A 22,901-nucleotide genomic window follows, 5' to 3' on the forward strand; every position below is an offset into this window, starting at 1 on the left:
TCCCGAAAGAAACAATCCCAAGGAAACAAGACCATGAATATCGATGTTCGAATCAATGCCCATGATGCCGAGACGCGCGGCATCGTACGCGGCGGAGAGACCCTGAAGCAGCACCGCGACCGCCTGATGGAGGCGACGAAGCGAACCAGGCACTATGCCGGCCTAGAAAAGATGGAGCTGCGCGACGGCCATCCCATCCTGTACAACAAGCTGTTCTCACGACTGCGCGCCGGCGTGGTCAATGCGCGCGAAACCGCGAAGAAGATCGCGGCCTCACCTATCGTAGAACAGGAAGGCGAGCTGTGCTTCACCTTGTACAACGCCGCTGGTGACTCGATCCTCACGTCAACCGGCATTATCATCCATGTTGGAACCATGGGAGCGGCGATCAAGTACATGATCGAGAACGACTGGGAATCCAATCCAGGTGTCCGTGACAAGGATATCTTTTGCAACAACGATTGCCTGATCGGTAATGTCCATCCTTGCGACATTCACACCATTGTGCCCATTTTCTGGGAAGGTGAGCTGATCGGTTGGGTCGGCGGTGTCACTCATGTGATCGATACCGGCGCGGTCGGTCCCGGTTCGATGGCGACCGGCCAGGTACAGCGCTTCGGCGACGGCTACTCGATCACATGCCGCAAGGTCGGCGAAAACGACACGCTGTTCCGCGACTGGCTGCATGAGAGCCAGCGCATGGTGCGCACCACGCGCTACTGGATGCTCGATGAACGCACCCGTATCGCGGGCTGCCATATGATCCGCAAGCTGGTGGAGGATGTGGTCGCCGACGAAGGTATTGAGGCTTACTGGAAGTTCGCCTACGAAGCGGTGGAGCATGGTCGTCTCGGCTTGAAAAATCGTATCAAGGCGATGACCATTCCAGGCACGTACCGCCAGGTCGGATTCGTCGATGTGCCTTATTCCCATGAAGATGTTCGGGTACCATCGGATTTCGCGAAGCTCGACACGATCATGCACTCACCCTGTGAGATGACGATCCGTGGAGACGGCAGCTGGCGGCTCGACTTCGAAGGCGCAAGCCGCTGGGGCTGGCACACCTACAACGCCCACCAGGTCAGCTTCACCTCAGGCATTTGGGTGATGATGACTCAGACGCTAATTCCATCGGAGATGATCAATGATGGAGCTGCCTACGGCACCGAGTTCCGACTGCCCAAAGGTACCTGGATGAACCCAGACGATCGCCGCGTTGCCTTCTCCTACTCATGGCACTTTCTGGTTTCGGCCTGGACGGCGCTGTGGCGCGGGCTCTCTCGCTCCTATTTCGGGCGCGGCTATTTGGAGGAGGTCAATGCGGGTAACGCCAATACCTCGAACTGGCTACAGGGTGGCGGTTTCAACCAGTATGACGAAATTCATGCCGTCAACTCGTTTGAATGTGCCGCCAACGGCACCGGGGCGACCGCCGTCAGCGACGGGCTCAGCCATGCCGCCGCGATCTGGAACCCAGAAGGCGACATGGGCGACATGGAAATCTGGGAACTGGCCGAGCCGCTCATCTATCTCGGCCGCCAGATCAAGGCGAGTTCGGGCGGCGCCGGCAAGTATCGTGGTGGTTGCGGCTTCGAGAGCCTGCGCATGGTGTGGAACGCCAAGGACTGGACCATGTTCTTCATGGGCAACGGGCATATCTCCTCCGACTGGGGGCTGATGGGCGGCTACCCGGCTGCCTCGGGATACCGCTTCGCGGCCCACAAGACGGAGCTCAAGAAGCTCATTGCCGAGGGCAAACCGCTTCCTCTCGGCGGCGATACCGATCCCGAGAATCCCACATGGGACGGTCTCCTTGTGGACGCCACGATCAAGCGTGACAAACAGGCCATTACCACCGAGGAGATGTTCGCCGATTACGACCTCTATCTGAACTACATGCGTGGCGGGCCCGGCTTTGGCGACCCGCTGGACCGCGAGCCGCAGCGCGTGGTCGACGACCTCAACAGCGGCTACCTGCTGGAGCGCTTCGCTGAGCGTGTCTATGGCGTGGTAGCCGGAAAAGGCGCCGATGGAGCTTGGGTAGTCGATGAAGGGGCGACGGCGACGAAGCGCAAGGCGATCCGCAAGGAACGCATTGCCACCTCGGTGCCGACACGGGACTGGCTGAAGCGGGAGCGTGCGAAAGTTCTCGGTAAAGAGGGAGCCGATGACCATGTGAAGCAGATGTTCGCTGCGTCGTTCAAGCTCAGTCCAAAATTCCTTTCCGACTTCAAGACATTCTGGGATCTGCCGGCAGACTGGAGCCTGACCGAGGACGAACTCGACATTCCGCATTACGGCTCGCATTACTCGATGGACGTGTCCGAGTTGCCGGATGTGAAGACCGTGCAGTTCGTCGAGGAATAATCTCTCCCGTGCCCGCCGGACCATCTCGCGCTCCAGCCAAACAAACGAGGACACACCATGACCTACACACGCGCCAAAATCTCCGATCTCGTCGATGGCACGATTGACCACGACACACTGCACCAGATGCTCTCCACGCCCAAGGATCCCGAGCGGTTCGTGACCTATCTCGGCATCCTGCAGGAGAGGGCGAGTTGGGATGACAGGATCATCCTACCGCTCGCACCGAAACTCTTCATCGTGCAGATCAAGACGACGAAGCAGTGGAAGGTTCGCTGTGACTGCGGTCACGATTTCTGCGACTGGCGGGACAACTGGAAATTGCACGCCCGCATCCATGTGCGCGACACTGCAGCGAAGATGGAGGAGATTTACCCGCGCTTGATGGCGCCGACCTCCACTTGGCAGGTGCTACGTGAATACTACTGCCCCGAATGCGGTACCATGCATGACGTAGAAGCACCCACACCTTGGTATCCCGTGATCCATGATTTTGAGCCAGACATCGATACCTTCTACCGGGAGTGGCTCGGCATACCCGTGCCGGAGCGCGCCGACGCAGTCTGACGATGGCGCCAGATACGGCCAGCCCAGGTAATTGGGCTGGCCGATCTGCTATCGGGGTTCCCGGACAATTTGAGGGGCAGCCAATAAGCGAGTCTTTTTGCGGCGCCACGGTGGATTCCGTCTTCGCATTAACCCGGGATCAGATCAAAATTTAGTCGCAAAGCCTTTCTACCGCCTCGACCCGCCGCAAGCACCGCCGCGGGCATCACGATCGGGCCGGACGGTAGCGTCGGCCCAAAGAAGACGGGGAGGGCGACCTCGCCTGGCGAAACGCCAGGGCGATCTCAAGACTCCCCTCATTTTCATACCGCGCCGAAAGTCTTGGCGAAAACGGGTAGGTCGGCGAGCATATCGGCGAATTTCTGGACCAGTGGGAGCAAACGAGGCTCTGGCATGGTGGGTAAGAGTTCGTAGAGCATGCAGCCCTGGCGGAACAGCGAATGGGTTCGGCGCTTGGCGGTGTTTGACTTGAGAAACCGGTCGTAGCCGAGCGCTTCCCCGGCGGCCCCGAGGGGGGTCAGCAACATGACGGCAAACGCGGCGATCAGCCACAGCCGGTCGCGCCTGGCCCGCGTGCTAACGTGGATCGATCCCATGCCCATGCCGAAGCGCAGATCCTTGGTATCGCGCAGGCCACATTCGATGCTCCAGCGCTTGCCATAAAGCGCTTTCAGGCTTGCCGCCGAGGCCGCGCCGTCGCTGGCGGCGAGACACCACGCTTGCTTCATGGTCTTGTCCTGCACGCACAGTACGGTGCCAACCTGGTAGCGTTCGGCGGTCACCGTGATGTTGCCGCGGAAGCGGATGACGTAGTCGAACTTCAACTCCTCGGTGTCATCCGGCAACGATGCCGCGCAATGCCACACGATGGTGCGGACTGTCGGAATAGTCATGTTTTTCTCATTCTTTGGAGAGCGCGGGCGTGTCGTTGAAGACATGGTCGCTCCCTGGAAAGCGGCGCTCGCGAACCTCTTGCGCATAAACCTTGACCGCCGCCTCTGCGGTTTGCCCCAACTCTGCGTAGCGCTTGACGAATTTCGGCCGGAAATCGCCGAACAGGCCGAGCATATCGTCGACGACGAGTATCTGCCCATCGCAGGCCGCCGAGGCACCAATGCCGATGGTTGGGATCGCGACGTCCTCCGTGATTTGGCGGGCAAGCGCTTCGGGTATTTTCTCCAGCACAATCGCAAAGGCGCCCGCATCCGCCACCATGAGAGCATCGTTGCGGACGCGTGCGGCCCCTTCGCTGCGTCCTTGGACGCGATAGCCACCAAACACATTTATGGCTTGGGGTGTCAAACCGAGATGGGCCATGACCGGAATACCGCGTGCGGTAAGGAACCGGATGGTTGACGCCATGTTTTCACCTCCCTCCAGTTTGACAGCTGCACAACCCGTCTCCGCCATCAGGCAGGCGGCGTTGCGGAACGCCTGTTCAGGGCTTTCCTCATAGGATCCAAACGGCATGTCGACGACCATCAGAGCCCGTTGCAGCCCACGCCGCACCGCCTTGCCATGCAGGATCATCATCTCCAGCGTTACGGTCAGCGTCGACGGTAGGCCGTGGAGAACCATGCCAACGCTGTCACCGACCAGAACGATGTCACAATGAGGGTCGACCAGCTTGGCCACGGGCGTTGTGTAGGCCGTCAGGCAGGTAAGGGGAATGCCGCTTTTTCGTGCGGCGATGTCAGGCACGGTAAGAGCTTTGGATTTCCCCGTCACGCTCATCACTTATCTCCCCCGCGGTGTTCGTCCCGGACAGGGATCCCACGATCGAGCGAATGGATATGCGGGCAATGGGGAGAGCACGTATCAGGCATTGCGGTTGTTTCCTTTGATCTGGCGCCTGTCGGATTGGACAGGAAGTTCGCCGCTGACGTAATTCCATCTGGCGGCATAGAGTTGCCTGCTGTAATTAACGATATATGTTCATAGCAGCTCGGAAATTATCCCAAGATGCCCGCTCCGACAGACTGAAAGATGCCATAATGGACCGGCCGCCTATTGTTATCAACGGCTCCCTTTGTGCAACATCTCCCAGGCCCGTCACGGCTTGGCCAGAGATTGTCCGTCCGCTCAGATACGGATTTTCGCGGGGGCTAGCGACAACGCTGCGGGTGCCCGATAAGCTGCCGCGGTATGAGCTACGACGGCGCCGAGGCTATGATGCTCTCTAATGACGGAGAGAGCGTGCGGGTTGAACTCATCGCAGTGGTTATCGCCGTTTCGGACTTCATTCCGCGCGTGCTCACCCTCGAAGGAGGCACTGTCTTACCCGCCGGTCCGTTCGAGAGCCGTCATCGCTCGCTGCAAGGGGGGTTACGTATCTGGGTTGAGCAGCAGACAGGCCATCCGCTGGGCTATGTTGAACAGCTTTATACTTTCGCGGACCGCAACCGTAGCACCGCTAAGCGCACCATCTCGATCTCCTATCTGGCGCTTACCCGCGAAAGCCGCCCACTTGCCTCTGCCACATGGCAGGATTGGTATGACTATTTCCCTTGGGAAAACCAATGCTCGCCCGCAGGGCGAGCGGCCGCTGCCGACATTGCCGCCCGGCTCCGCCAGTGGGCAGGGGATGATACGGCGCGAGAGGCGCAGGTTTCGGTCTGCTTCGGATCGTCCGGCCTTCCCTGGAACGAGGAACTGGTGCTTGCCCGCTATGAACTTCTTTATGAAGCGGGTCTGGTTGCTGAGGCGACACGTGGTCACGGATTTATCCCGTCACCGGTCGCGCCCGGCGTGCCGATGGAGGTCGATCACCGTCGCATTCTTGCCACAGCCGCCTCCCGGCTTCGCGCCAAGATCAAATATCGGCCGGTGATCTTCGAGTTGATGCCCGAGAGCTTCACGCTGTTCGAACTCCAACGCACGGTCGAGGCGATCGCTGGACAGCCCCTGCACAAGCCTAATTTCCGCCGCATGGTGGAAAGCCAGAACCTGGTTGAGGAGACTGGGGCGATGGTGGGCAGTGGACTGCGCGGCCGGCCGGCCAAACTCTACCGTTTCCGTGAAGCGCTGCGCAGCGAGCGGGCGAGCGTTGGCACGCGGTTGCCGGTGGTGCGCGCTTGATTTATTCTCTATATTAGAATATAGATGGTCCTGCCGAAGAGAAGGGGGATGTACCTTATCGGTGCCATGATTATACTCACTGAGAGTATTATAAGGTTGAACGCGATGAACGATGCTCCGACCACGGCGGTTGCCCTTGCCGCCAGCAAGGCCCGTCTGGCCTCCTATCTCCACCCCGCCGAATGGGCGCTCATTGCCGAGGACATCGCCGCCATCCATGACCTCAAACGCGATCGCCGCGCCCTCGTCCTCGCTCATAATTACCAAACTCCAGATATTTTCCACGGCGTGGCCGACGTGGTCGGCGACAGCCTCGCTCTCGCCCGCGCCGCGGAGCGCTTTTCCGTCGACGTGCTCGTTGTCGCCGGCGTGCATTTCATGGCTGAAACCGCCAAGCTCCTCAATCCCGATCGCCGCGTCCTCACCCCGGATCAGGAGGCTGGATGTTCGCTTGCCGCAAGCATCGGCCCTGATGATGTTGTTGCTCTCAAGGCGCGATATCCTGGCCTCCCGGTCGTCGCCTATGTCAATACCTCGGCGGCGGTAAAGGCCCTGGCCGATTATTGCTGCACCTCGGCCAACGCGGCGCGCGTGGTTGAGGCTGCTGCGCGCGATTTCGGCTCTGAGGCGGTGATCATGCTCCCTGACCGTTTCCTGGCTGCCAATACCGCGCGCGAGACAAGGATCAAGATCATTCCCTGGGCGGGGGCTTGCGAGGTGCATGAGCGATTTGGCCCCGCCGAGCTTACCGAATTGCGCGAGCGCTTCCCCGGCATCACTCTGCTCGCTCACCCCGAATGCCCCGAACCAGTGGTGGCCGCCGCCGATTTTGCAGGCTCGACTGCGGCGATGGCGGCCTTTCTCGACAAGCACCACCCTTCCCGCGTCGCCCTTATCACCGAATGCGGCATGAGCGACAATCTCGCCGCCGCTCATCCCGAGACCGAATTCATCCGCACCTGCAATCTTTGTCCGCACATGAAGCGGATCACCCTCGGCAAGATCCGCCGCGCGCTGGAGACGTTGAGTCCTGAGGTAAAGCTCGATCCGGCGCTGATCACGGCCGCCAGCCGTCCCCTGCAACGGATGCTCGCCATCGGATGAGGTTTCCTTCAAACCAGCCGGTAATTGTGGGGTCTGGGCTTGCCGCCCTCGCCGCTGCGCTGGCTGCCGCCCCTCGCCCCGTCCTGCTGGTCACCGCCCATCGCCTCGGCGAGGGGGCGGCAAGTGGCGCGGCCCAAGGCGGGATCGCGGCGGCAACCAGCCCGGACGACGGCCCTGACCGTCACCTCGCCGATACGCTCGCCGTCGGCGACGGGCTCAACGATGTGGATGTCGCCGCCCATCTCATCGCGCGCGGGCCCGCTGTCATCGATGCTCTCGAGTCATGGGGGGTGAACTTCGACCGTGCCGCGAACGGAGATTTCGCCCTCGGCCGCGAAGCCGGACACAGTTTGCCTCGCATCCATCACGTCGCCGATCACACCGGCGCGGCGATCATGGCGGCGCTGACTGCCCGCCTGCGCGCGGCTTCCCACGTGACGTGTCTCGAGGAGACAGAAGCCACCGCTCTGGTCCCGCACAAGGGGCGGATTGACGGCTTGTGGCTTGCCCATGGGGGAGAGAGCTTTTTTCTCGCCTGCCCTGCCATTTTGCTCGCCACCGGGGGCGCAGCGGGATTGTTCGGCACAAGAAGCGCTCCATCCTCGGCCGCCGGCTGCGGCCTCGCGCTTGCCGCGCGGGCGGGCGCACAGCTTCGTGACCTCGAATTCGTCCAGTTTCACCCAACTGCGCTTGCCGCCGATGCCTCCCCTCTGCCGCTTCTGACCGAAGCATTGCGCGGGGCCGGGGCGCTCGTAATCGATGAACGATGCAATGCTTTCATCGATCCGCTTGCCCCGCGCGATGAGCTTGCCCGGGCCATCGCCTGCCACCAAGAGGCCGGCCATCGCGTCTTCCTCGACGCCCGGCCGCTCGGGCCAAAGCTCGCTGCTCGTTTCCCCAGGTTTTGCGCAACCGCCAGCGCTTTCGGCCTCGATCCCACCCGCGCGCCGGTGCCCATCCGGCCCGCTGCCCATTACCACATGGGGGGGATTCAAACCGATGCCGGCGGACAAACCAGCATCACCGGTCTCTTCGCGGCGGGGGAGGCGGCGGCAAGCGGCTTGCACGGGGCCAACCGGCTGGCCAGCAACTCGCTGCTCGAGGCCGCCGCCATGGGGCTTCTCATCGGCGCGCGCTGGCGGGAGAGCGTGTTCCAGTCGCTCCAATGCCCCGCTCCGCGAACCTCACCCTTGCCCATGCCGGCCGGCAGGGCACCCGTCCCCCTCGCTGTCCTCATGGATGAGGCGATGGGGATTTGGCGGGACGGCGCGACCTTGCGCACGGCGCTCGCCAGCCTTGCCCCCGCAATCGGCGCCGATGATGCGGCGCTTGCCGCTTTCCTCATGATGTATGCCGCGCATGAACGTCGGGAAAGCCGCGGCGCGCATTCGCGTTCCGACTTTCCCGAACACGCCGCCCTTGCCCGCTCGCAAATCTTCACCCTCGGGGAAGCTGCGGAGCGTACCGCAAGTATCCTTGGCGCGCCCATCCTCCCGACAAGCCGTTCTTTGTGAAAGATCACGCCATGATGCCGCAAGCGTCCGCCCCTCCTCCGTATTTCCTTATCCGGAACGTGGTTGCCGCTGCTCTTGCGGAAGACCTGGGCGAGGCGGGGGATATCACTAGCGCGGCCATAGTTCCTGTTTCCCATCGTTTACGCGCCTTTCTCATTGCCCGGGAAGAGGGCATTGTTGCTGGCCTTGCTTGTGTTGAGGCGGCTTTCACCGCCCTTGATCCCGCCACCCGCATTGATATCACCATCGGCGATGGCGGGCGCGTAAGCGCCGGCGACGTCATCGCAACCATCGAAGGCTCCGCGCACGCCATTCTTGGAGCGGAACGGATTGCGCTCAATTTCCTTTGCCATCTTTCGGGAATTGCATCCCTCGCCCATACCATCGTTACAGCCATCGCTCACACTAGGGCCCATCTGGTATGCACGCGCAAGACGCTACCCGGCCTTAGGGCATTGCAGAAATACGCCGTGCGTGTGGGCGGGGCACACAATCACCGTTTTGGACTAGGGGATGCTGTGCTGATCAAGGACAATCACGTTGCCATTGCTGGAAGCGTGACCGAAGCCATCCAGCGGGCGCGAGCGGGAGTGGGCCACATGGTCAAGATCGAATGCGAGGTCGAAACCCTCGCCGAGCTTGACGAGGCGCTCACCGTCGGCGTGGACGCGGTGTTGCTCGATAACATGTCCCCGCCGCACCTGCGGGAAGCGGTTCAGCTTATTCGTGGCCGCGCTCTTAGCGAGGCTTCGGGTCGCATCACTCCCAAGACCGCACCAGAAATCGCCGAGACCGGCGTCGATTTGATTTCGGCCGGGTGGATCACCCACAGCCCGCAGGCACTTGATATCGGGCTAGATGTCGTTTGAAAAATCTCACCTTAGAGTCTGACGCGGATCGCTTCCGAAATTACAACGCTTTGATTCATCTTGGCTATCTGGGGGTCCGTGAATTATGCGATCTGATGCCTTCTTGGGACGAAGGGTGGTGAGTTGGCGGCGGCTGTGAGCTGGGCCAGCAGGGCGCAAAGAAGCCTGATCAGCCATCTGCGGAGGAGGCGAAGATTGTGGCCGACGCCGGCGAGGATGGCGTTGATAGCATCACCTTCGATGCCGAGCAGGAAGTTTCGGCCGAGATGGCCATCGGTTTTCATGTGGCCGATGACCGGCGCGCTGCTCGACCGTCTCACGCACCACGTCCATATCCTGGAGATGAACGGCGAAAGCTACCGCCTGAAGCAATCCCGCGCCCGGCGCCGGACGGGTATCGAAAAGACCGGCGACGAACCGCCTCATGATCCAGAGACCGGCGAAATCAACGACAGCTGATAACCAAGGCCAATCAGGCTGCGGATAGCTGCGGACATGAGAACGGCCCCTGCAGGGGCCGTTCTCATGTCCATCAGGCCACAGCCCAGTGGCTGGTTTTTGCGCCGCCGCGCCGGCCTGGTTTTGATCCGCCGTTGACACTTTCAGCCTCGATCACCGTCTCGCCCAGCGCGGCACCAGCCACGCGACCGCCTGACTGTCAATTCGCTTCCAATCGCGACCCCGATTTCGCGTCCAATAACGACCCCTCTGGGTGCACAAGATTGGGCTTATCCGCGTAGTGCATAGGAGGGACCCGCGCCCGGAGCGCAGCGCCCTGGGCGTTGCGCGCAGCGGCGGGCGTGGGAGGTCCCTGTGCACCCACGAGGAGAAGCCCGGGAGGGGGTCCGGGGGAGGGTTTTCAGTTTCGGTTTTTGAAGCGCCAGCTGGTGTTGCCGGTCTCGACGATGTCGCAGTGATGCGTCAGGCGATCGAGCATGGCGGTGGTCATTTTGACGTCACCGAACACCTGGGGCCAATCGGCGAAGGCGAGGTTGGTGGTGATCAGGAGCGAGGTGTTCTCGTAAAGCTTGCTGATGAGATGGAACAGCAACTGCCCGCCGGATTGGCTGAATGGGAGATAGCCGAGTTCGTCGATGACGACGAGATCGTGGCGCAGCAGCTTCTCGGCCAAGCGTCCGCTCTTGCCGGCGGCCTTTTCCTGCTCGAGCTGATTGACGAGATCGACGAGGTTGAAGAACCGTCCCCGAGCACGGCTCCGGATGACGGCGGCAGCGACGGCGATGCAGAGATGGGTTTTGCCGGTGCCGGTGCCGCCGATAAAGATGGTGTTGCGCTTGGCATCGAGGAAAGTACCGGTTGTCAGTTCGCGCACCTGTCCCTGATCGACGGGCGTGTCGGCGAATACGAAGCTGTCGAGATCCTTCAACACCGGAAACTTGGCGCCGCTGATGCGATAGCTGATTGATCGCGCCTGGCGGTGCGTGCGCTCCGCCCGGATCAAGCTGGCGATGAGGGGATAGATCTCGTCACGGCGGACGAGGCCCTTGCCGGCGATCTCGTCGAAGCTGGCGCGCATGCCGTAGAGCTTGAGTTCGCTCATGGCGTCGAGGATGTCGTGACGCTCCATCAGGCTTCCTTCCTTATGCTGTCGTAGCGACGGCAATCCGCCATGGGTTCGATCTTCAGGCGCAGCGCATTGGGCGTCGTGATGCTCGGCACCGGTATCGGCTGAAGCCGCCGGGCGAGCACGGTGAGAATCACATCGCCATTGGCAATGCCGGCCTCCAGGGCTTCGGCACAGGCCGCCTCGACCGCGGCCAGGCCATGGTCGAGCACCGCGCCCAGCACCTTGACGAACTGGCGATCCCCGTCGGTGTGGCTCTTCAGCTTGGCGCGCACCTGAGCCAACGCCGTCGGCAGGCTCCAATCCTTGAATGGAGCGCCGTTGCGCAACGCGCCGGGCTTCTTCACGAGAACCGGCAGATAATGCCAGGGATCGTAGATGATCTGATCGCGCCGAAACTGGCGCGGATGGTCGGCGACCACCTCATTGTCCAGCAGCACGACGATGCGCTCGGCATGCGAGCGCACGAGTACCATCCGGCCGGCAGCGCGCGCGTCGACGCTGTAGCGATTGTGATCGGCCATGATCAGGCACGTGGTGCTGGCGCGGACCGCCTTCTCGACGAAGCCGTCGAACGGCCCGCGCAGCGCCATCAGGCTCGCTCGCTCCTCCTGGAACACCTCCCAGATGGTCCGTTCCTTGAACTCCGGATGTTGGGTGCGCTTGGCGTAAGCGATGCACTGATCTTCCAGCCAGGCGTTCAGTTCGGTGAGGCTCTTCACCCGCGGCTTTGGCAGGAACAGCCGGTCGCGCAGATTGCCGACCTGGTTCTCGACCTGCCCCTTCTCCCAGCCCGACGCCGGCGTGCACGCCACCGGTTCGATCAGATGGTGCGAGCACATCTGCAAAAAGCGGCGGTTGTACTGGCGCGCCTTGCCAACAAAGATCGCCTCCACCGCTGTCTTCATGTTGTCGTAGATGCCACGCCGGCAGACCCCGCCGAAAAACTGGAATGCCTTGTCGTGGGCATCGAAGACCAGTTCCTGAGTCTCGCGGAAGTAGGCGCGCACGAACGGCATGCGACTGTGCGACAGCTTCATGTGCGCCGCCTTGATCATTAGCGGCAGCCCTTGGAGCGTGATCGTCTCGTGGCTCCAATCGAACTGGTACGCCTCGCCCGGCGCAAAGCTCATCGGAACGAACGCTCGGGCCGGGACCCGTGCCCGTTCATCCCGCCACGCCTTCACGAACCGGTGCACGCTGTCGTGCGCGCCGTCGTAGCCACGCCCGCGCAGCTCCTCGAACAGGCGCTGGGTCGAGCGCCGTTCCCGCCGCGGCAGCTTCGCTTCCTGCTCCAAGATCTCGCTCAGAACCGCGACCCATTCGCCCAGCTTCGGCGCCGGCTGCACGCCGCGCTCATACTTGAACTCGGTCGTCCGGCCGCGGATCACCTTGCGTACTGTCGCGCGCGACACCGACAGCGTCCGCACGATCTCCTTGATCGGTCGCCGCTGCTCGAAATACGCCCGTCGTATCTGACCGATCTGGTCCACACCAATCACCCCCCGAACTCCCTTCCCGGACAAAGGAAGGGAGGCTGCCACACAGCGTTAAAGGGGGGTCATTATTGGACGCGAAAACCACCCCTCAGGGGGTCACTATTGCGCGCGAATTTACATGCCACCCTCGCCCGCGCGATCTCGCTTGCAGCATCCGGGTGCCATGAGGCGGGCACGAAGTTCATCCGGGCCGTTGCTCGCGAGATGACCCTCGACGATGAACAGGTGGAGGCAGTACGGCATGTGCTCGATGAGGGAAGCCTGAAGATCCTCGAAGGGCGGGCGGGGACCGGGAAGAGCCACACTTTGTCCGCGGTTCGTCAGGCCGCTGAGCGGGATGGGTATGAGGTCATAGGTCTGGCGCCGACCAATGCCGTGGCGCAGGATTTGCGCGACAGCGGATTCCGCCGGGCAACCACGCTCCAGTCCCTGCTTTGGTATCGTGAGCACGCGCCCCAGCACGCCAATGCGCAGGTGCCCGGGAAATCGCTGGTCATTGTTGACGAGGCCGCGATGCTCAGCACCGAGCATCTCGATCGGCTGACCCGGCTTGCCGTCGAGACCGGGGCCAAGCTCGTTCTCGTCGGCGATGATCGCCAGCTTGCCTCGATTGAGCGCGGCGGGGTGTTTTCTGATATCCGCGAACGCATTGGCAGCGCGACGCTGTCGGCCGTACGCCGCCAGCATCAGGATTGGGCGCGTCAGGCGGCGCGAGATTTTGCCGAAGGGCGTTTCCGCGAGGGGTTGGAAGCCTATGAAGCCCATGGGCTCATTCACTGGCAGGAGGATCTGGAGGAAGCGCGTGCCACCCTTCTTGAACGCTGGAGCGCCGATACCGAGACTTCCCGCGGGAAGCGGTTTGTTTTCGCCTATACGAACGAGGAAGTGCGGCGGCTGAATGACGCTCTCCAGGCGATCGAGATTACACGCGGCCGGGTGCGGGATTGCATAACGCTGGAGACCGAGCGCGGGACGCTTTCTGTTGGGGTCGGGGATCGCATAGCCTTTCGGGGGACATGGAAGCCCAAAGGCATCTATGCCGGCGCGCTCGCCACCGTGGCTTCGATCGAGGGGACACGCATGACCGTCCGCTCCGATCGGGGGCGAGAGATCGTTTTCGACAATCGGGAGTTCACCAATATCGATCTCGGCTATGCCGGCACCATCTATCGTGGCCAGGGCAAAACCCTCGATCAGACTTATCTCCTGCACACCCACCATTGGCGGGATGCGGCAAGCTACGTTGCGATGACGCGCGCCCGCGCCCAGACCGAGGTGTTCGTCGGGCGAGATCAGGCCCCTTCCCTACGCGCTCTGTCCGCCCAGATGGCGCGACAATCAAGCCGAGGCTCAACCCTTCGCTACCAGGCCACCGCCGAGAAAGAGCAACAACGAGCGGCAAATATGGAGCGGGAATATGAGCCGGGCGTTTGAGCAGAGCGCTGTGAGTTTCAGGCTTGGATGTTGCAGGTTCCGGGGGTTGATCGAACCCAAGGGACAATTGAGCCGATGGCCAAACGCAGGACACCGCCGACCGCAAGCGATCCGGCATGATCCGTAGCATCGGCCCGGTCTACGCGCAGAACCTGGTCCGCGGTTTTGGCGAGGCGGTCCGATATCATCGAAGAGGCGTCGCAGCGCCGGTATTGCGCCAACCGATTGACAAACTCGATTTTGGAGCCGATTTGGAACCATGCCCATGAACCTCTCCATCAAGAACGCGCCTGATGAGGTCGTCCACCGGCTGCGGCGGCGCGCCGAGCGGCATCATCGTTCGCTGCAAGGGGAGCTACTGGCCATCATCGAGGCGGCCGCGCGGGAGGATCGCCCTGCCACGCCCGCCGATATCCTGGCCGAGGTGCGCCGCCTTGGCGTCCATACCCCCAGCGAAGCTGCCGCCCTGGTCCGAGCCGATCGCGATGCCCGTCAAGGTGGTTGACGCCTCTGCCGTCGCCGCCCTGCTGTTCGGCGAGCCGGAGGCCGACGCCGTCGCCGCCCAGCTCGCCGACTCTCGCCTGGTGGCGCCTGGGCTGCTGCCCTTCGAGCTGGCCAATGTCTGCCTCATCAAGAGCCGCCGCCATCCAGAGCAGCGCACCGCCCTGATGGCAGCATTCCGACTCTACGACCGGCTCAGCGTTGAGGAAGTCGTCGTGGATCACTGCGCTGCCTTGGAACTCGCCGAGACCACCGGTCTCACTGCCTACGATGCAAGCTATCTGTGGCTGGCCCAACAGCTGGGCGCTGGGCTCGTCACACTCGACAAACAACTCGCCAAAGCCGAAGCGACTTCGCCAGAATAACGAGGACGAGCCAAGACATGGGTGTGAAATCCGGCTGCAGGCCACGCGTGGACGTGCTTCAAGGCGAACTGGACGACGCCATTTTCGCGGCCAGCTTCGACAAGCTGACCCGTGGCGAAGGGCCGCTGATCTATCGTGATCCCGCGCTGTTCTTTCGGAACACCCACCCCACCGCCGCTCTCTCCAAACTGTGCCGCGATGTCTTCGGCCGTATGGCATCATCCACCGATTCCGGAGCGGTCCTCCGCCTCTCGACCGGCTTCGGCGGCGGCAAGCACACCGTGCTGGTGATCACCGATCCCAAGGACCAGCCGGCGGGATGCCACGAACGCCGCGCGGCTGAAGCACCTCGCCCACGTCATCGAGCTGATTGGCAAAGAGGCGGCCAAGGTGTCAGTTTGGCCTTTATCATCAGTAGATGCCGGCCTGGCGGTCTCAAATTTGAACATATCCGGTTATCATGCTATTAGCATAAGATGATAGGCGTATATCCCCGGAGGTTCTATGCCAGACGATACCACCCGGTGGACGGTCTCGGTCTCCAAAGAGACCGATATTGCGGTCCGCAGCTTTCTTGCCCAGCGCGGGATGAAGAAAGGCGACCTCTCGAAATTCATCGAGGACGCCGTCCGCTGGCGTGTGCTCGATCAGACCGTCGCCGAAGCCCGCAGCAAGTTCGCCGACATGCCGCCAGAGGAACTGGCGGCTTTGCTCGACGAGGCCGTTGCTGAAACCCGCGCGGCCTTCGAGCCAAAAGCCGGGTGAGGCGTGCAACTGGTCATCGACACAAACCTTCTGATCAGTTCGTTACTCGTGAGCACATCGCTGCCGGCGCATCTCATTGTGCTGTGGCGTGAGGGCCGCTTCGATCTGTTGACCTCAGTGGCGCAGCTCGACGAGCTGATGCGTGTCACGCGCTATCCGAAAATCCGTGAACGTCTGGCACCGGCTCTCGCCGGCCGACTGATCAATGAAGTCCGTAACCTTGCGATCTTGGTGACGAATCTGCCTGTCGTGACCGCCTCTTCCGATCCCTACGACAACTACCTCTTGGCCATGGCCTCTGCTGGCTCTGCAGATTTTTTGCTTACGGGCGATAAGCGTGACCTGCTTGGCCTTAAGCTGTTCGAAGGCACCAAGATCATCACGGTGCACGACTTCCTCGTGATGCATAGGAGGCTTCCGTGAGCCCCTCGCCCAAAGACATTCAAGAGGGTGATTTTGTCGAAGTGCGAGGCAAGCCTTGGCTTGTAGAAGCGCTGGTCGGAAACGACGCGGAGCTACCTATTTTAAGCCTCTCATGCATTTCGGATGATGCCCAAGGCGAGCGGCTCGACGTGTTGTGGGATGCCGAGATTGCCGGGAGGGTTCTCGATGAAGATCGATGGGCAAATGTAGGCGTTGGTCATCCCGACAGTGCTGATGTCCTTGCGGCGCATATCAGGGCGATCCGTTGGCGATCCGCGACAGCCGCTGATCGGGATCTGCTTCAAGCGCCATTCCGAGCGGGGATCAGACTCGATGCCTATCAGCTTCTCCCTCTGCGCAAGGCGCTGCGTCTGCCGCGCGTGAACCTGCTGATCGCGGACGATGTCGGTCTCGGCAAGACGATCGAAGCGGGCCTTGTCGCGCGGGAGCTTCTGCTCAGGCGTCGGGTGGACTTCATCGTGATCGCTGCGCCGCCTGCGATGACGGTTCAGTGGAAGGACGAGTTGGAGGCCAAGTTCGGCCTTTCGTTCGAGATCATCGACCGGGACCGCATCAGCGAACTGCGGCGGCTTCGCGGATTTTCTGTAAATCCGTGGACCACAGGCTCACGCTTTATCGTTTCGCACCGCCTGCTGACTGACGAGACTTATGCTGCGGGGCTGCGCGATGTCCTCGGTGAATTTCGGGCGAAGGCATTGTTCGTCCTGGACGAGGCCCACCACGCGGCGCCGTCGGCAGGTACGCGGTACGCTGTCTCCAGTCAGCTCACGAAAGCGGTCAGAGAACTCGCGGAGCGCTTCGAGCACCGACTGTTCCTGACCGCCACACCCCATAACGGGCACTCCAACAGCTTTTCTGCCCTGCTTGAGATGCTCGACCCGCAGCGCTTCACACGCGGCGTCGAAGTTCGGCCGCGAGATCTTGAGCCGGTTATGGTGCGCCGGCTGAAGGCCGATCTCCGCCGTCTCGGTGAGGCATTCCCGGAACGCGTTATCGAGCCTGTCTTGATCGACGGGCTGCCGGAGGATGCTCCCGAACTGGTGCTCGCGCGACTGCTCGCCGCCTATGGCGAGCTCCGCATGAAGCGGATTGCGAAGCTGAGTGGTCAGAAGGCGGCGCTGGCCAAGCTGGCATTTGTTGGCCTCCAGCAGAGGCTTCTGTCGTCGATCGCCGCCTTCGCGCGCACGCTGAAGACCCACCGCGCGACCATCCAAAAAGTGCTGGACGGCGAAGAGGTTGCGCGCATGACGACGGCCGCGACCGCGTTTGTGGCAGGACCGACACCGGAGGATAACGCCGAACTGGGCCTGGAGGAGGAAGACGCTGAAAAGGCCATGGCCGCCGACGAAGATGCGGAAGCGGCCACCGCTTCTGCGGCCGGCGTCGTCGATGCCACGTTGGAGGACTTGCGTGCCGAATTGGCGATCGTCGATGAGATGCTCGAGCTGGCCGAAAAGCACGCCGCGCGGCCTGATGCGCGCGTAAAGTGGCTGGTCGAATGGATCCGCAACTTCATGCTGGATGGCCGGCAGTGGAATCAGCGTCGGCTGATCATCTTCACCGAATGGGAGGATACGAGGCGCTGGCTGGAAAGGCGGTTGCGGGAAGCGCTGGCCGACACCGATGGCATTGACGATCGGATCGGCGTCTTCAGCGGCGCCACGGGGTCGGATCGCCGCGAGCAGATCAAGCACGCCTTCAACGCCGATCCCGAGGGCGAGCCCTTGCGGATTCTGATCTGCACCGATGCAGCGCGGGAAGGCATTAACCTTCAATCCTACTGTTCGGACCTCCTGCACTTCGATCTGCCCTGGAATCCGTCACGTCTGGAACAGCGGAACGGCCGCATCGATCGAAAGCTCCAGCCAGCGAAGCAGGTCTTCTGCCGCTATTTCCGGTATGAGCAGCGCGAGGCGGACATCGTTCTCGACGCGCTGGTCTGGAAGACGGAGACCATTCGCGAAGAGCTCGGTTCGGTCGGTCAGGTCATTGAGGACCGCATCGCCAAGCGGCTCGCGGAAGACGGCATCCGTCGCGGTCAGGGGAAGGCGCTTGCTCGCGCGATCTCAGATGAGAAGGACACGGAGCGGCTTAGCAAGGCCCAGGCCGAAATGGATGATGAGGAGAAGGCGCGCCACGAGCGCCTTCTGAAGGAACAGGACGACCTAAGACGGGTCCTTGAACGCTCCCGCGAGAGGGTCGGAGTCGATCCCGAGGATCTCAAGCGGGTCGCTGCCGCTGCCCTGTCTCGGGTGGGCTTCCCCCTCGATAATGCGCTCGGTGAGAGGGTCGGCAGGACCGTCACCTATCGGCTAGATCCGAGCGATCCCGCTTTTTCCAAGGACGCGGGGTGGGACGATGCCTTCGACGATCTGAGGGTTCGGCCGCGCAAGCGTGGCGAACGGCTCGGCGACTGGCGGCGCAACGCTCCGATCCGATCCATCGCCTTCGAGCCGCCGGTCCTCGACGATGGTCGCGACGCCACCGACGTCGTGCAGGTGCATCTGGAGCATCGGCTGGTCCGACGCCTCATTTCTCGGTTTCTCAGTCAGGGTTTCCAGTCGAACCTGTCGCGGTTCTCGGTCATCACCGGCCCCGGCGCGCAACCGCGTGTGGTGCTGATGGGCCGCCTGGCCGTCTATGGCGCCGGCGCAGCTCGGTTGCATGAGGAGATCATCCCGATCACGGCCATCTGGACCGAATCCGAGCGGGGTCGAAAGCCGCTCCGGGCACTGGGAGAGAGCGGCGAGGAAAGAACGCTGAATCAACTCGAGGACGCGCTGCGCAGCGCACGAGAAGCGCCCGCGTCCGCAATTGCACGCATACAGGCTCTTGTCGCTCAGGACATCGCCGATCTGACCCCTGCTCTCGAATCCATCGCGGGTGAACGCCTCGCGACAGTGAAGACCCAGCTCGCCAAGCGGGGAGACGAGGAGGCGCGATCTTTGGCGGGCCTGCTGGAACAGCAGCGGGATCGGATTGGCAAGGCCGCAAAGGAGTTCAACCCCGACCAGCTCACCCTCGATCTCGTGCCCGAGGAACGGCGCGAGCGCGAAGCTGACCGGCGGCACTGGCAAACGCGCCTCGCACGCCTCGAACAGGAGCTTCGCGACGAACCCATGCGGCTGCGCGAGTCCTACGATGTGAAGGCCCATCGGCTGGAGCCGGTCGGCATCGTCTATCTCTGGCCGGTGTCGGGGTAAACGCCATGGCTGACGTTCTCTACCGCGATCCCGACCTCGAATGGCTTGATCATGTCCAGCCGGTCGGTCTGGTCGTAGCACCCAGCGTTCTCAAGGAACTGGGCCTGACGCCCCTGCATCAGAGCCCTGTCGATACCGCCGAGGCCGCCGAGCACATCAATTCGGACGAGGCCGGGCCGGCGCTGCCCGACCCTTGGGCCTTCATGCAACACGTGCTCGGCTGGAACGCCGCCCATGTCGCGGGCGCGCCGGGTGGTCCGGAACTGCCGGGCACGCTGGTCGTAAGCCTGCCCGAGCATGCGACGATGCTGACGCCCACATGGGCAGTCACCGAACTCGGCCAGAACGGCCAGCCTTGGCAGATCCTTGTCCGCATCGAGGCGGCTGGCATCGCACCGGATGGCCGCGCCCAACTCGACGGCTGGGAGGCCTCGCCGCACCAGCGTTTCGAGCGTCTGCTGAGAGACACCGGCGTGTTCGCCGGACTGCTGATCACCGATCGCGAGCTTCGCCTGGTCTACGCCCCGCGCGGCGAGACGTCGGGCTATCTATCCTTCCCGCTGCGCCCGCTCGGCATGGTGGCCGGGCGGCCGATGCTTGGCGGTCTCAAGCTTCTGCTCGATAGCTTCCGCCTGTTCTCGGACGCGGATGAGCGCCGTCTTCCGGCGCTGCTGAAAAAGAGCCGTGACGCGCAAGCATCAGTTTCCACCGAACTCGCCGGCCAGGTTCTCGGCGCGCTGCACGAGCTGCTTCGTGGCCTCAACGCGGCGGATGCTGACCTGATCAGGGAGCTCGCCGCTTCAAAGCCTGACCACCTCTACGAGGGGCTGCTGACGGTCCTCATGCGGCTGGTGTTCATCCTATACGCGGAGGATCGCGACCTGCTGCCATCGCGCGCTGACGCTCGCGCGCGGGCGGTCTACGAGACCAGCTACTCGGTGCGAGGCCTCTACGCGCGGCTGGTCGAGGATGCCGCGCTCAACCCTGACACCATGGACGAGCGACGTGGCGGCTGGGGCCAGTTGCTCGCGCTCTTCCGGCTGATCCACAAGGGCCATCCCTCGCATTTCGTACAGGCCCGCGGCGGGAAGCTGTTCGATCCGGACGAGTTCCCGTTTCTGGAGGGGCGCAAGGCCGAGGGTGATGCGCCGCGCATCCTGAACGTGTCGGACGGCTGTCTTCTGCGCATCCTTGAAGGGCTGATGACGCTGAAGCTTCGCGGTCATGAGCGTGAGCGCCTGTCCTATCGCACGCTGGACGTCGAGCAGATCGGCTCGGTCTACGAGACAGTCATGGGCTTCACGGTCAAGGCTGCCAGGTGCAACGTGCTCGCGATCAAAGCCGGCAAGAACAACCGGACGCCGGTGTTCGTGGCGCTCGACGAGCTGTTGTCCCACAAGGGCAAAGACCGGATCAAGGACCTGAAGGAGAACGTCGGCCGCTCGCTCACGGCCGGGCAGGCGAAGCCGGTAGAGGCGGCGAAGACCGTTGAGGAACTGGCCGCCGCTTTCGAAGGCATGGTGGATGAGCGCGGATCGCCGCGCCATGCTACGGCGCCGGCCGGGACCCCCATCCTTCAACCTACCGGCGAGCGCCGCCGCACTGGCAGCCACTATACGCCGCGCAGCCTTACGCAGCCCGTTGTCGCCCATGCGCTGGAACCTGCCTTTGAACGGCTGGGGCCGGACGCGACGCCGGAGCAGATTCTCGATCTGAAGGTCTGTGATCCCGCGATGGGTTCGGGCGCCTTCCTGGTTGAGGCCTGTCGCGCGATTGCCACCCGGCTGGTGGCAGCCTGGGCGCGCTGGCCGGAGACGCGACCGACAGTTCCAGCCGATGAAGACGAGGAACTGCATGCCCGCCGCCTCGTTGCGCAACGCTGCATTTATGGGGTGGACAAGAATCCGCGCGCAGTTGACCTCGCAAAGCTTTCGCTGTGGCTAGCGACGCTGGCGAAGGATCACGAGTTCACGTTCCTCGATCATGCGCTGAAATGTGGCGACAGCCTCGTCGGGCTTGATGCCGAGCAGATCGCGGCGATGCACTGGGATACGTCGAAGCCTGGCCTGCCGCTGTTCCGCCAATTCGTGGCGGACCGCGTGTCCGAGGCGACAACGGCGCGTGCCGAAATACGGTCCGCGCCCGACGATACGATGCGCGCGATTCTGGAGCAGAAGCACAGATTCGTGGAAAGCCGCATTGAGCATGTGCGTGTGCTCGGCGATGCGGTGATTTCTGCCTTCTTCGCGGGGGACAAACCGAAGGTCCGGGAGAAACGACGAGCTACGGTGGAGAGCTGGGTCGCTAGTATCGGTTCGACTAAGAGCCCCTTTCAAAACCGCTTGTACCTTGATTCAATTTGATTCATGAAGGGGCATGCCCGCGCCCCAACTCTCCGACAGCCTGTGGTCGATCCTCGAACCCTTGCTCCCTCCGCCGCGCCCGCGGCCAAAGGGTGGCCGGCCGCCGATCTCGGCACGCGCCGCGCTGACGGGCATTCTGTTTGTGCTACGCAGCGGCATTCCCTGGGAGATGTTGCCTCGCGAGATGGGCTGCGGCTCTGGGGTAACCTGCTGGCGGCGCCTGCGCGACTGGCAAGCGGCCGGCGTTTGGGAGCGGTTGCACCGCGAGTTGCTGCGCCGCTTGCAAGACGCCAACCGCATCGACTGGAGCCGGGCCGCGCTGGACAGTTCCGCCATCGCGGCAAAAAAGGGGGTGCCGCGACCGGGCCGAACCCGACCGATCGGGGCCGTCCCGGCACGAAACGCCACCTCGTCACGGACCGTCACGGTATCCCGCTCACGTTCGCCCTGACCGGGGCCAATGTGCATGACAGCGTGCCCTTCGAGCAGATGCTCGATGCGATCCCAGCGATCCGCGGCAAGCGCGGCCGGCCGCGGCGCAGGCCGAGAAAGCTGCACGCGGACAAGGCCTATGATCATCGCCGCTGCCGCCGCGCCTGCCGGCAGCGAGGCATCACGCCGCGCATCGCCCGGCGCGGCGTCGAGACCAGCGAGCGTCTCGGCCGCTATCGCTGGGTCATCGAACGCACCTTCGCCTGGCTCAATCGCTTCCGGCGTCTCACCATCCGCTACGAGCGGCGCATCGATATCCACAGCGCGTTTACAAGCATCGCTTGCTCCCTCATCGCCCTCCGGGCTCTGGAGGGAAGGTTTTGAAAGGGACTCTAAATGGGGTGAGCTCGAGGCTGCGGCGGCAAGGCTGCGCACGGGTGAACATCACCTGCGGCCGTTCCACTGGACTGTTGAGTTCCCGGAGGTGTTTACACGTAATAACCGGGGGTTCGACGCGATGGTTGGTAATCCCCCGTTTCAAGGGGGAACGCAGAGCACAGAGTCTCTTGGCGAACTGTACACATCGTGGCTGACGCAAAGTTTCAGTGTTACTTCGAGGCGCATCAATCTTGTGGCCTATTTCTTCCTACGTGCCTTCTCTTGTCTAAGTGATAGTGGCTCGTTCGGACTCATCGCGACAAATAAGATTGCGCAAGGCGAAACGCGAGAACAATGTCTGCTTCGGCTAATACGGCTAGGTGGCACGATTTATCGCGCAACACGCAGAATGCGGTGGCCCGGAGAAGCCGAC

General features: G+C 62.6%; 19 protein-coding genes and 3 pseudogenes. 17 read left to right on the forward strand and 5 right to left on the reverse strand.

Annotated elements, in window-relative coordinates; all coding sequences use genetic code 11:
* Positions 1-33 precede the first annotated feature (33 nt).
* Both DEF76_RS18655 and DEF76_RS18660 read left to right on the forward strand, forming a co-directional pair.
* Positions 34-2,367, forward strand: a complete 2,334-nt coding sequence (locus DEF76_RS18655) for a hydantoinase B/oxoprolinase family protein (protein WP_114914023.1) — start codon at positions 34-36, stop codon at positions 2,365-2,367.
* Between the two features lie 57 nt (positions 2,368-2,424).
* Complete coding sequence (locus tag DEF76_RS18660; protein ID WP_114914024.1) at positions 2,425-2,934, forward strand: acetone carboxylase subunit gamma; 510 nt, start codon at positions 2,425-2,427, stop codon at positions 2,932-2,934.
* A gap of 302 nt (positions 2,935-3,236) precedes the next feature.
* Here the strand turns inward: DEF76_RS18660 and DEF76_RS18665 are convergent, their stop codons facing one another.
* Positions 3,237-3,827 (reverse strand): transposase, encoded by a 591-nt coding sequence (locus tag DEF76_RS18665; RefSeq protein ID WP_162800770.1) that lies wholly within the window; start codon positions 3,825-3,827, stop codon positions 3,237-3,239.
* Positions 3,828-3,834: 7 nt separating this feature from the next.
* Positions 3,835-4,668 carry a 3-methyl-2-oxobutanoate hydroxymethyltransferase gene (gene panB, locus DEF76_RS18670; RefSeq protein ID WP_114914026.1) on the reverse strand — a complete coding sequence of 278 codons (834 nt, stop codon included), beginning with the start codon at positions 4,666-4,668 and terminating at the stop codon, positions 3,835-3,837.
* A gap of 411 nt (positions 4,669-5,079) precedes the next feature.
* Here panB and DEF76_RS18675 point away from each other — a divergent pair, with 411 nt between their 5' ends.
* The 4 genes from DEF76_RS18675 to nadC all read left to right on the forward strand — a co-directional run bounded on the left by DEF76_RS18675 (position 5,080) and on the right by nadC (position 9,499).
* Entirely contained in the window at positions 5,080-6,012 is a 933-nt protein-coding gene (locus tag DEF76_RS18675) for an NUDIX hydrolase (RefSeq protein WP_240319355.1), read from the forward strand.
* A gap of 105 nt (positions 6,013-6,117) precedes the next feature.
* Entirely contained in the window at positions 6,118-7,116 is a 999-nt protein-coding gene (gene nadA / locus DEF76_RS18680) for a quinolinate synthase NadA (protein WP_114914027.1), read from the forward strand.
* The gene (locus tag DEF76_RS18685; RefSeq protein ID WP_114914028.1) at positions 7,113-8,630 is read left to right on the forward strand and encodes an FAD-binding protein; all 1,518 of its coding nucleotides are present in this window, start codon (positions 7,113-7,115) and stop codon (positions 8,628-8,630) included. The genes nadA and DEF76_RS18685 overlap by 4 nt, the downstream gene beginning before the upstream one ends.
* A gap of 14 nt (positions 8,631-8,644) precedes the next feature.
* The gene (gene nadC, locus DEF76_RS18690) at positions 8,645-9,499 is read left to right on the forward strand and encodes a carboxylating nicotinate-nucleotide diphosphorylase (RefSeq protein ID WP_114914049.1); all 855 of its coding nucleotides are present in this window, start codon (positions 8,645-8,647) and stop codon (positions 9,497-9,499) included.
* 83 nt (positions 9,500-9,582) lie between these two features.
* Here the strand turns inward: nadC and DEF76_RS18695 are convergent.
* A pseudogene (locus DEF76_RS18695) lies at positions 9,583-9,816 on the reverse strand (IS5/IS1182 family transposase); the annotation flags it as partial.
* Here DEF76_RS18695 and DEF76_RS18700 point away from each other — a divergent pair.
* Positions 9,791-9,958, forward strand: a pseudogene (locus DEF76_RS18700) (ATP-binding protein); the annotation flags it as partial. The pseudogenes DEF76_RS18695 and DEF76_RS18700 sit on opposite strands and share 26 nt — an antisense overlap.
* A gap of 400 nt (positions 9,959-10,358) precedes the next feature.
* Here the strand turns inward: DEF76_RS18700 and istB are convergent.
* Both istB and istA read right to left on the reverse strand, forming a co-directional pair.
* Complete coding sequence (gene istB, locus DEF76_RS18705) at positions 10,359-11,087, reverse strand: IS21-like element helper ATPase IstB (RefSeq protein ID WP_114910980.1); 729 nt, start codon at positions 11,085-11,087, stop codon at positions 10,359-10,361.
* Complete coding sequence (gene istA, locus DEF76_RS18710) at positions 11,087-12,586, reverse strand: IS21 family transposase (RefSeq protein WP_114910979.1); 1,500 nt, start codon at positions 12,584-12,586, stop codon at positions 11,087-11,089. The genes istB and istA overlap by 1 nt, the downstream gene beginning before the upstream one ends.
* Positions 12,587-12,787: 201 nt before the next feature.
* On the opposite strand from istA, the gene DEF76_RS18715 reads away from it, so the two are divergent.
* The 10 genes and pseudogenes from DEF76_RS18715 to DEF76_RS20425 all read left to right on the forward strand — a co-directional run.
* The gene (locus tag DEF76_RS18715; protein WP_162800771.1) at positions 12,788-14,017 is read left to right on the forward strand and encodes an AAA family ATPase; all 1,230 of its coding nucleotides are present in this window, start codon (positions 12,788-12,790) and stop codon (positions 14,015-14,017) included.
* A gap of 265 nt (positions 14,018-14,282) precedes the next feature.
* On the forward strand, positions 14,283-14,522 hold the full coding sequence (locus tag DEF76_RS18720) for a FitA-like ribbon-helix-helix domain-containing protein (protein ID WP_114914030.1): 240 nt from the start codon (positions 14,283-14,285) through the stop codon (positions 14,520-14,522).
* On the forward strand, positions 14,503-14,883 hold the full coding sequence (locus DEF76_RS18725; protein WP_114914031.1) for a type II toxin-antitoxin system VapC family toxin: 381 nt from the start codon (positions 14,503-14,505) through the stop codon (positions 14,881-14,883). The genes DEF76_RS18720 and DEF76_RS18725 overlap by 20 nt, the downstream gene beginning before the upstream one ends.
* A gap of 17 nt (positions 14,884-14,900) precedes the next feature.
* Positions 14,901-15,353, forward strand: a complete 453-nt coding sequence (locus DEF76_RS18730) for a hypothetical protein (protein ID WP_114914032.1) — start codon at positions 14,901-14,903, stop codon at positions 15,351-15,353.
* 34 nt (positions 15,354-15,387) lie between these two features.
* Entirely contained in the window at positions 15,388-15,648 is a 261-nt protein-coding gene (locus tag DEF76_RS18735) for a ribbon-helix-helix domain-containing protein (protein WP_114914033.1), read from the forward strand.
* Positions 15,649-15,651: 3 nt separating this feature from the next.
* Positions 15,652-16,071 carry a putative toxin-antitoxin system toxin component, PIN family gene (locus tag DEF76_RS18740; protein WP_114914034.1) on the forward strand — a complete coding sequence of 140 codons (420 nt, stop codon included), beginning with the start codon at positions 15,652-15,654 and terminating at the stop codon, positions 16,069-16,071.
* Positions 16,068-19,295 carry a DISARM system SNF2-like helicase DrmD gene (gene drmD / locus DEF76_RS18745; protein WP_162800772.1) on the forward strand — a complete coding sequence of 1,076 codons (3,228 nt, stop codon included), beginning with the start codon at positions 16,068-16,070 and terminating at the stop codon, positions 19,293-19,295. Before DEF76_RS18740 ends, drmD begins: the two co-directional genes overlap by 4 nt.
* A 5-nt stretch (positions 19,296-19,300) precedes the next feature.
* Positions 19,301-21,658, forward strand: a complete 2,358-nt coding sequence (locus DEF76_RS18750) for an N-6 DNA methylase (RefSeq protein ID WP_114914035.1) — start codon at positions 19,301-19,303, stop codon at positions 21,656-21,658.
* Positions 21,659-21,671: 13 nt separating this feature from the next.
* Positions 21,672-22,474, forward strand: a protein-coding gene (locus DEF76_RS18755) for an IS5 family transposase (RefSeq protein ID WP_114911697.1) whose coding sequence is annotated in 2 segments (ribosomal slippage) — positions 21,672-21,999 and positions 21,999-22,474 — 804 coding nt in all. Because the reading frame shifts where the segments join, the coding sequence is not laid out codon by codon here.
* 100 nt (positions 22,475-22,574) lie between these two features.
* Positions 22,575-22,865, forward strand: a pseudogene (locus DEF76_RS20425) (Eco57I restriction-modification methylase domain-containing protein); the annotation flags it as partial.
* Between the last annotated feature and the right edge of the window lie 36 nt (positions 22,866-22,901).

The sequence above is a fragment of the Acidibrevibacterium fodinaquatile genome (genome assembly GCF_003352165.1).
GTDB lineage: Bacteria > Pseudomonadota > Alphaproteobacteria > Acetobacterales > Acetobacteraceae > Acidibrevibacterium > Acidibrevibacterium fodinaquatile.

What these genes read in the sequence shown, in the direction of transcription:
- DEF76_RS18660 (WP_114914024.1), top strand. Translation starts at nt 2,425, where the DNA reads ATGACCTACACACGCGCCAAAATCTCCGATCTCGTCGATGGCACGATT.
- DEF76_RS18750 (WP_114914035.1), top strand. Translation starts at nt 19,301, where the DNA reads ATGGCTGACGTTCTCTACCGCGATCCCGACCTCGAATGGCTTGATCAT.
- DEF76_RS18665 (WP_162800770.1), bottom strand. Translation starts at nt 3,827, where the DNA reads ATGACTATTCCGACAGTCCGCACCATCGTGTGGCATTGCGCGGCATCG.
- panB (WP_114914026.1), bottom strand. Translation starts at nt 4,668, where the DNA reads ATGAGCGTGACGGGGAAATCCAAAGCTCTTACCGTGCCTGACATCGCC.
- DEF76_RS18685 (WP_114914028.1), top strand. Translation starts at nt 7,113, where the DNA reads ATGAGGTTTCCTTCAAACCAGCCGGTAATTGTGGGGTCTGGGCTTGCC.
- DEF76_RS18730 (WP_114914032.1), top strand. Translation starts at nt 14,901, where the DNA reads ATGGGTGTGAAATCCGGCTGCAGGCCACGCGTGGACGTGCTTCAAGGC.
- DEF76_RS18715 (WP_162800771.1), top strand. Translation starts at nt 12,788, where the DNA reads ATGACCCTCGACGATGAACAGGTGGAGGCAGTACGGCATGTGCTCGAT.
- DEF76_RS18720 (WP_114914030.1), top strand. Translation starts at nt 14,283, where the DNA reads ATGAACCTCTCCATCAAGAACGCGCCTGATGAGGTCGTCCACCGGCTG.
- DEF76_RS18675 (WP_240319355.1), top strand. Translation starts at nt 5,080, where the DNA reads ATGAGCTACGACGGCGCCGAGGCTATGATGCTCTCTAATGACGGAGAG.
- istB (WP_114910980.1), bottom strand. Translation starts at nt 11,087, where the DNA reads ATGGAGCGTCACGACATCCTCGACGCCATGAGCGAACTCAAGCTCTAC.
- nadA (WP_114914027.1), top strand. Translation starts at nt 6,118, where the DNA reads ATGAACGATGCTCCGACCACGGCGGTTGCCCTTGCCGCCAGCAAGGCC.
- DEF76_RS18725 (WP_114914031.1), top strand. Translation starts at nt 14,503, where the DNA reads ATGCCCGTCAAGGTGGTTGACGCCTCTGCCGTCGCCGCCCTGCTGTTC.
- DEF76_RS18735 (WP_114914033.1), top strand. Translation starts at nt 15,388, where the DNA reads ATGCCAGACGATACCACCCGGTGGACGGTCTCGGTCTCCAAAGAGACC.
- DEF76_RS18655 (WP_114914023.1), top strand. Translation starts at nt 34, where the DNA reads ATGAATATCGATGTTCGAATCAATGCCCATGATGCCGAGACGCGCGGC.
- nadC (WP_114914049.1), top strand. Translation starts at nt 8,645, where the DNA reads ATGCCGCAAGCGTCCGCCCCTCCTCCGTATTTCCTTATCCGGAACGTG.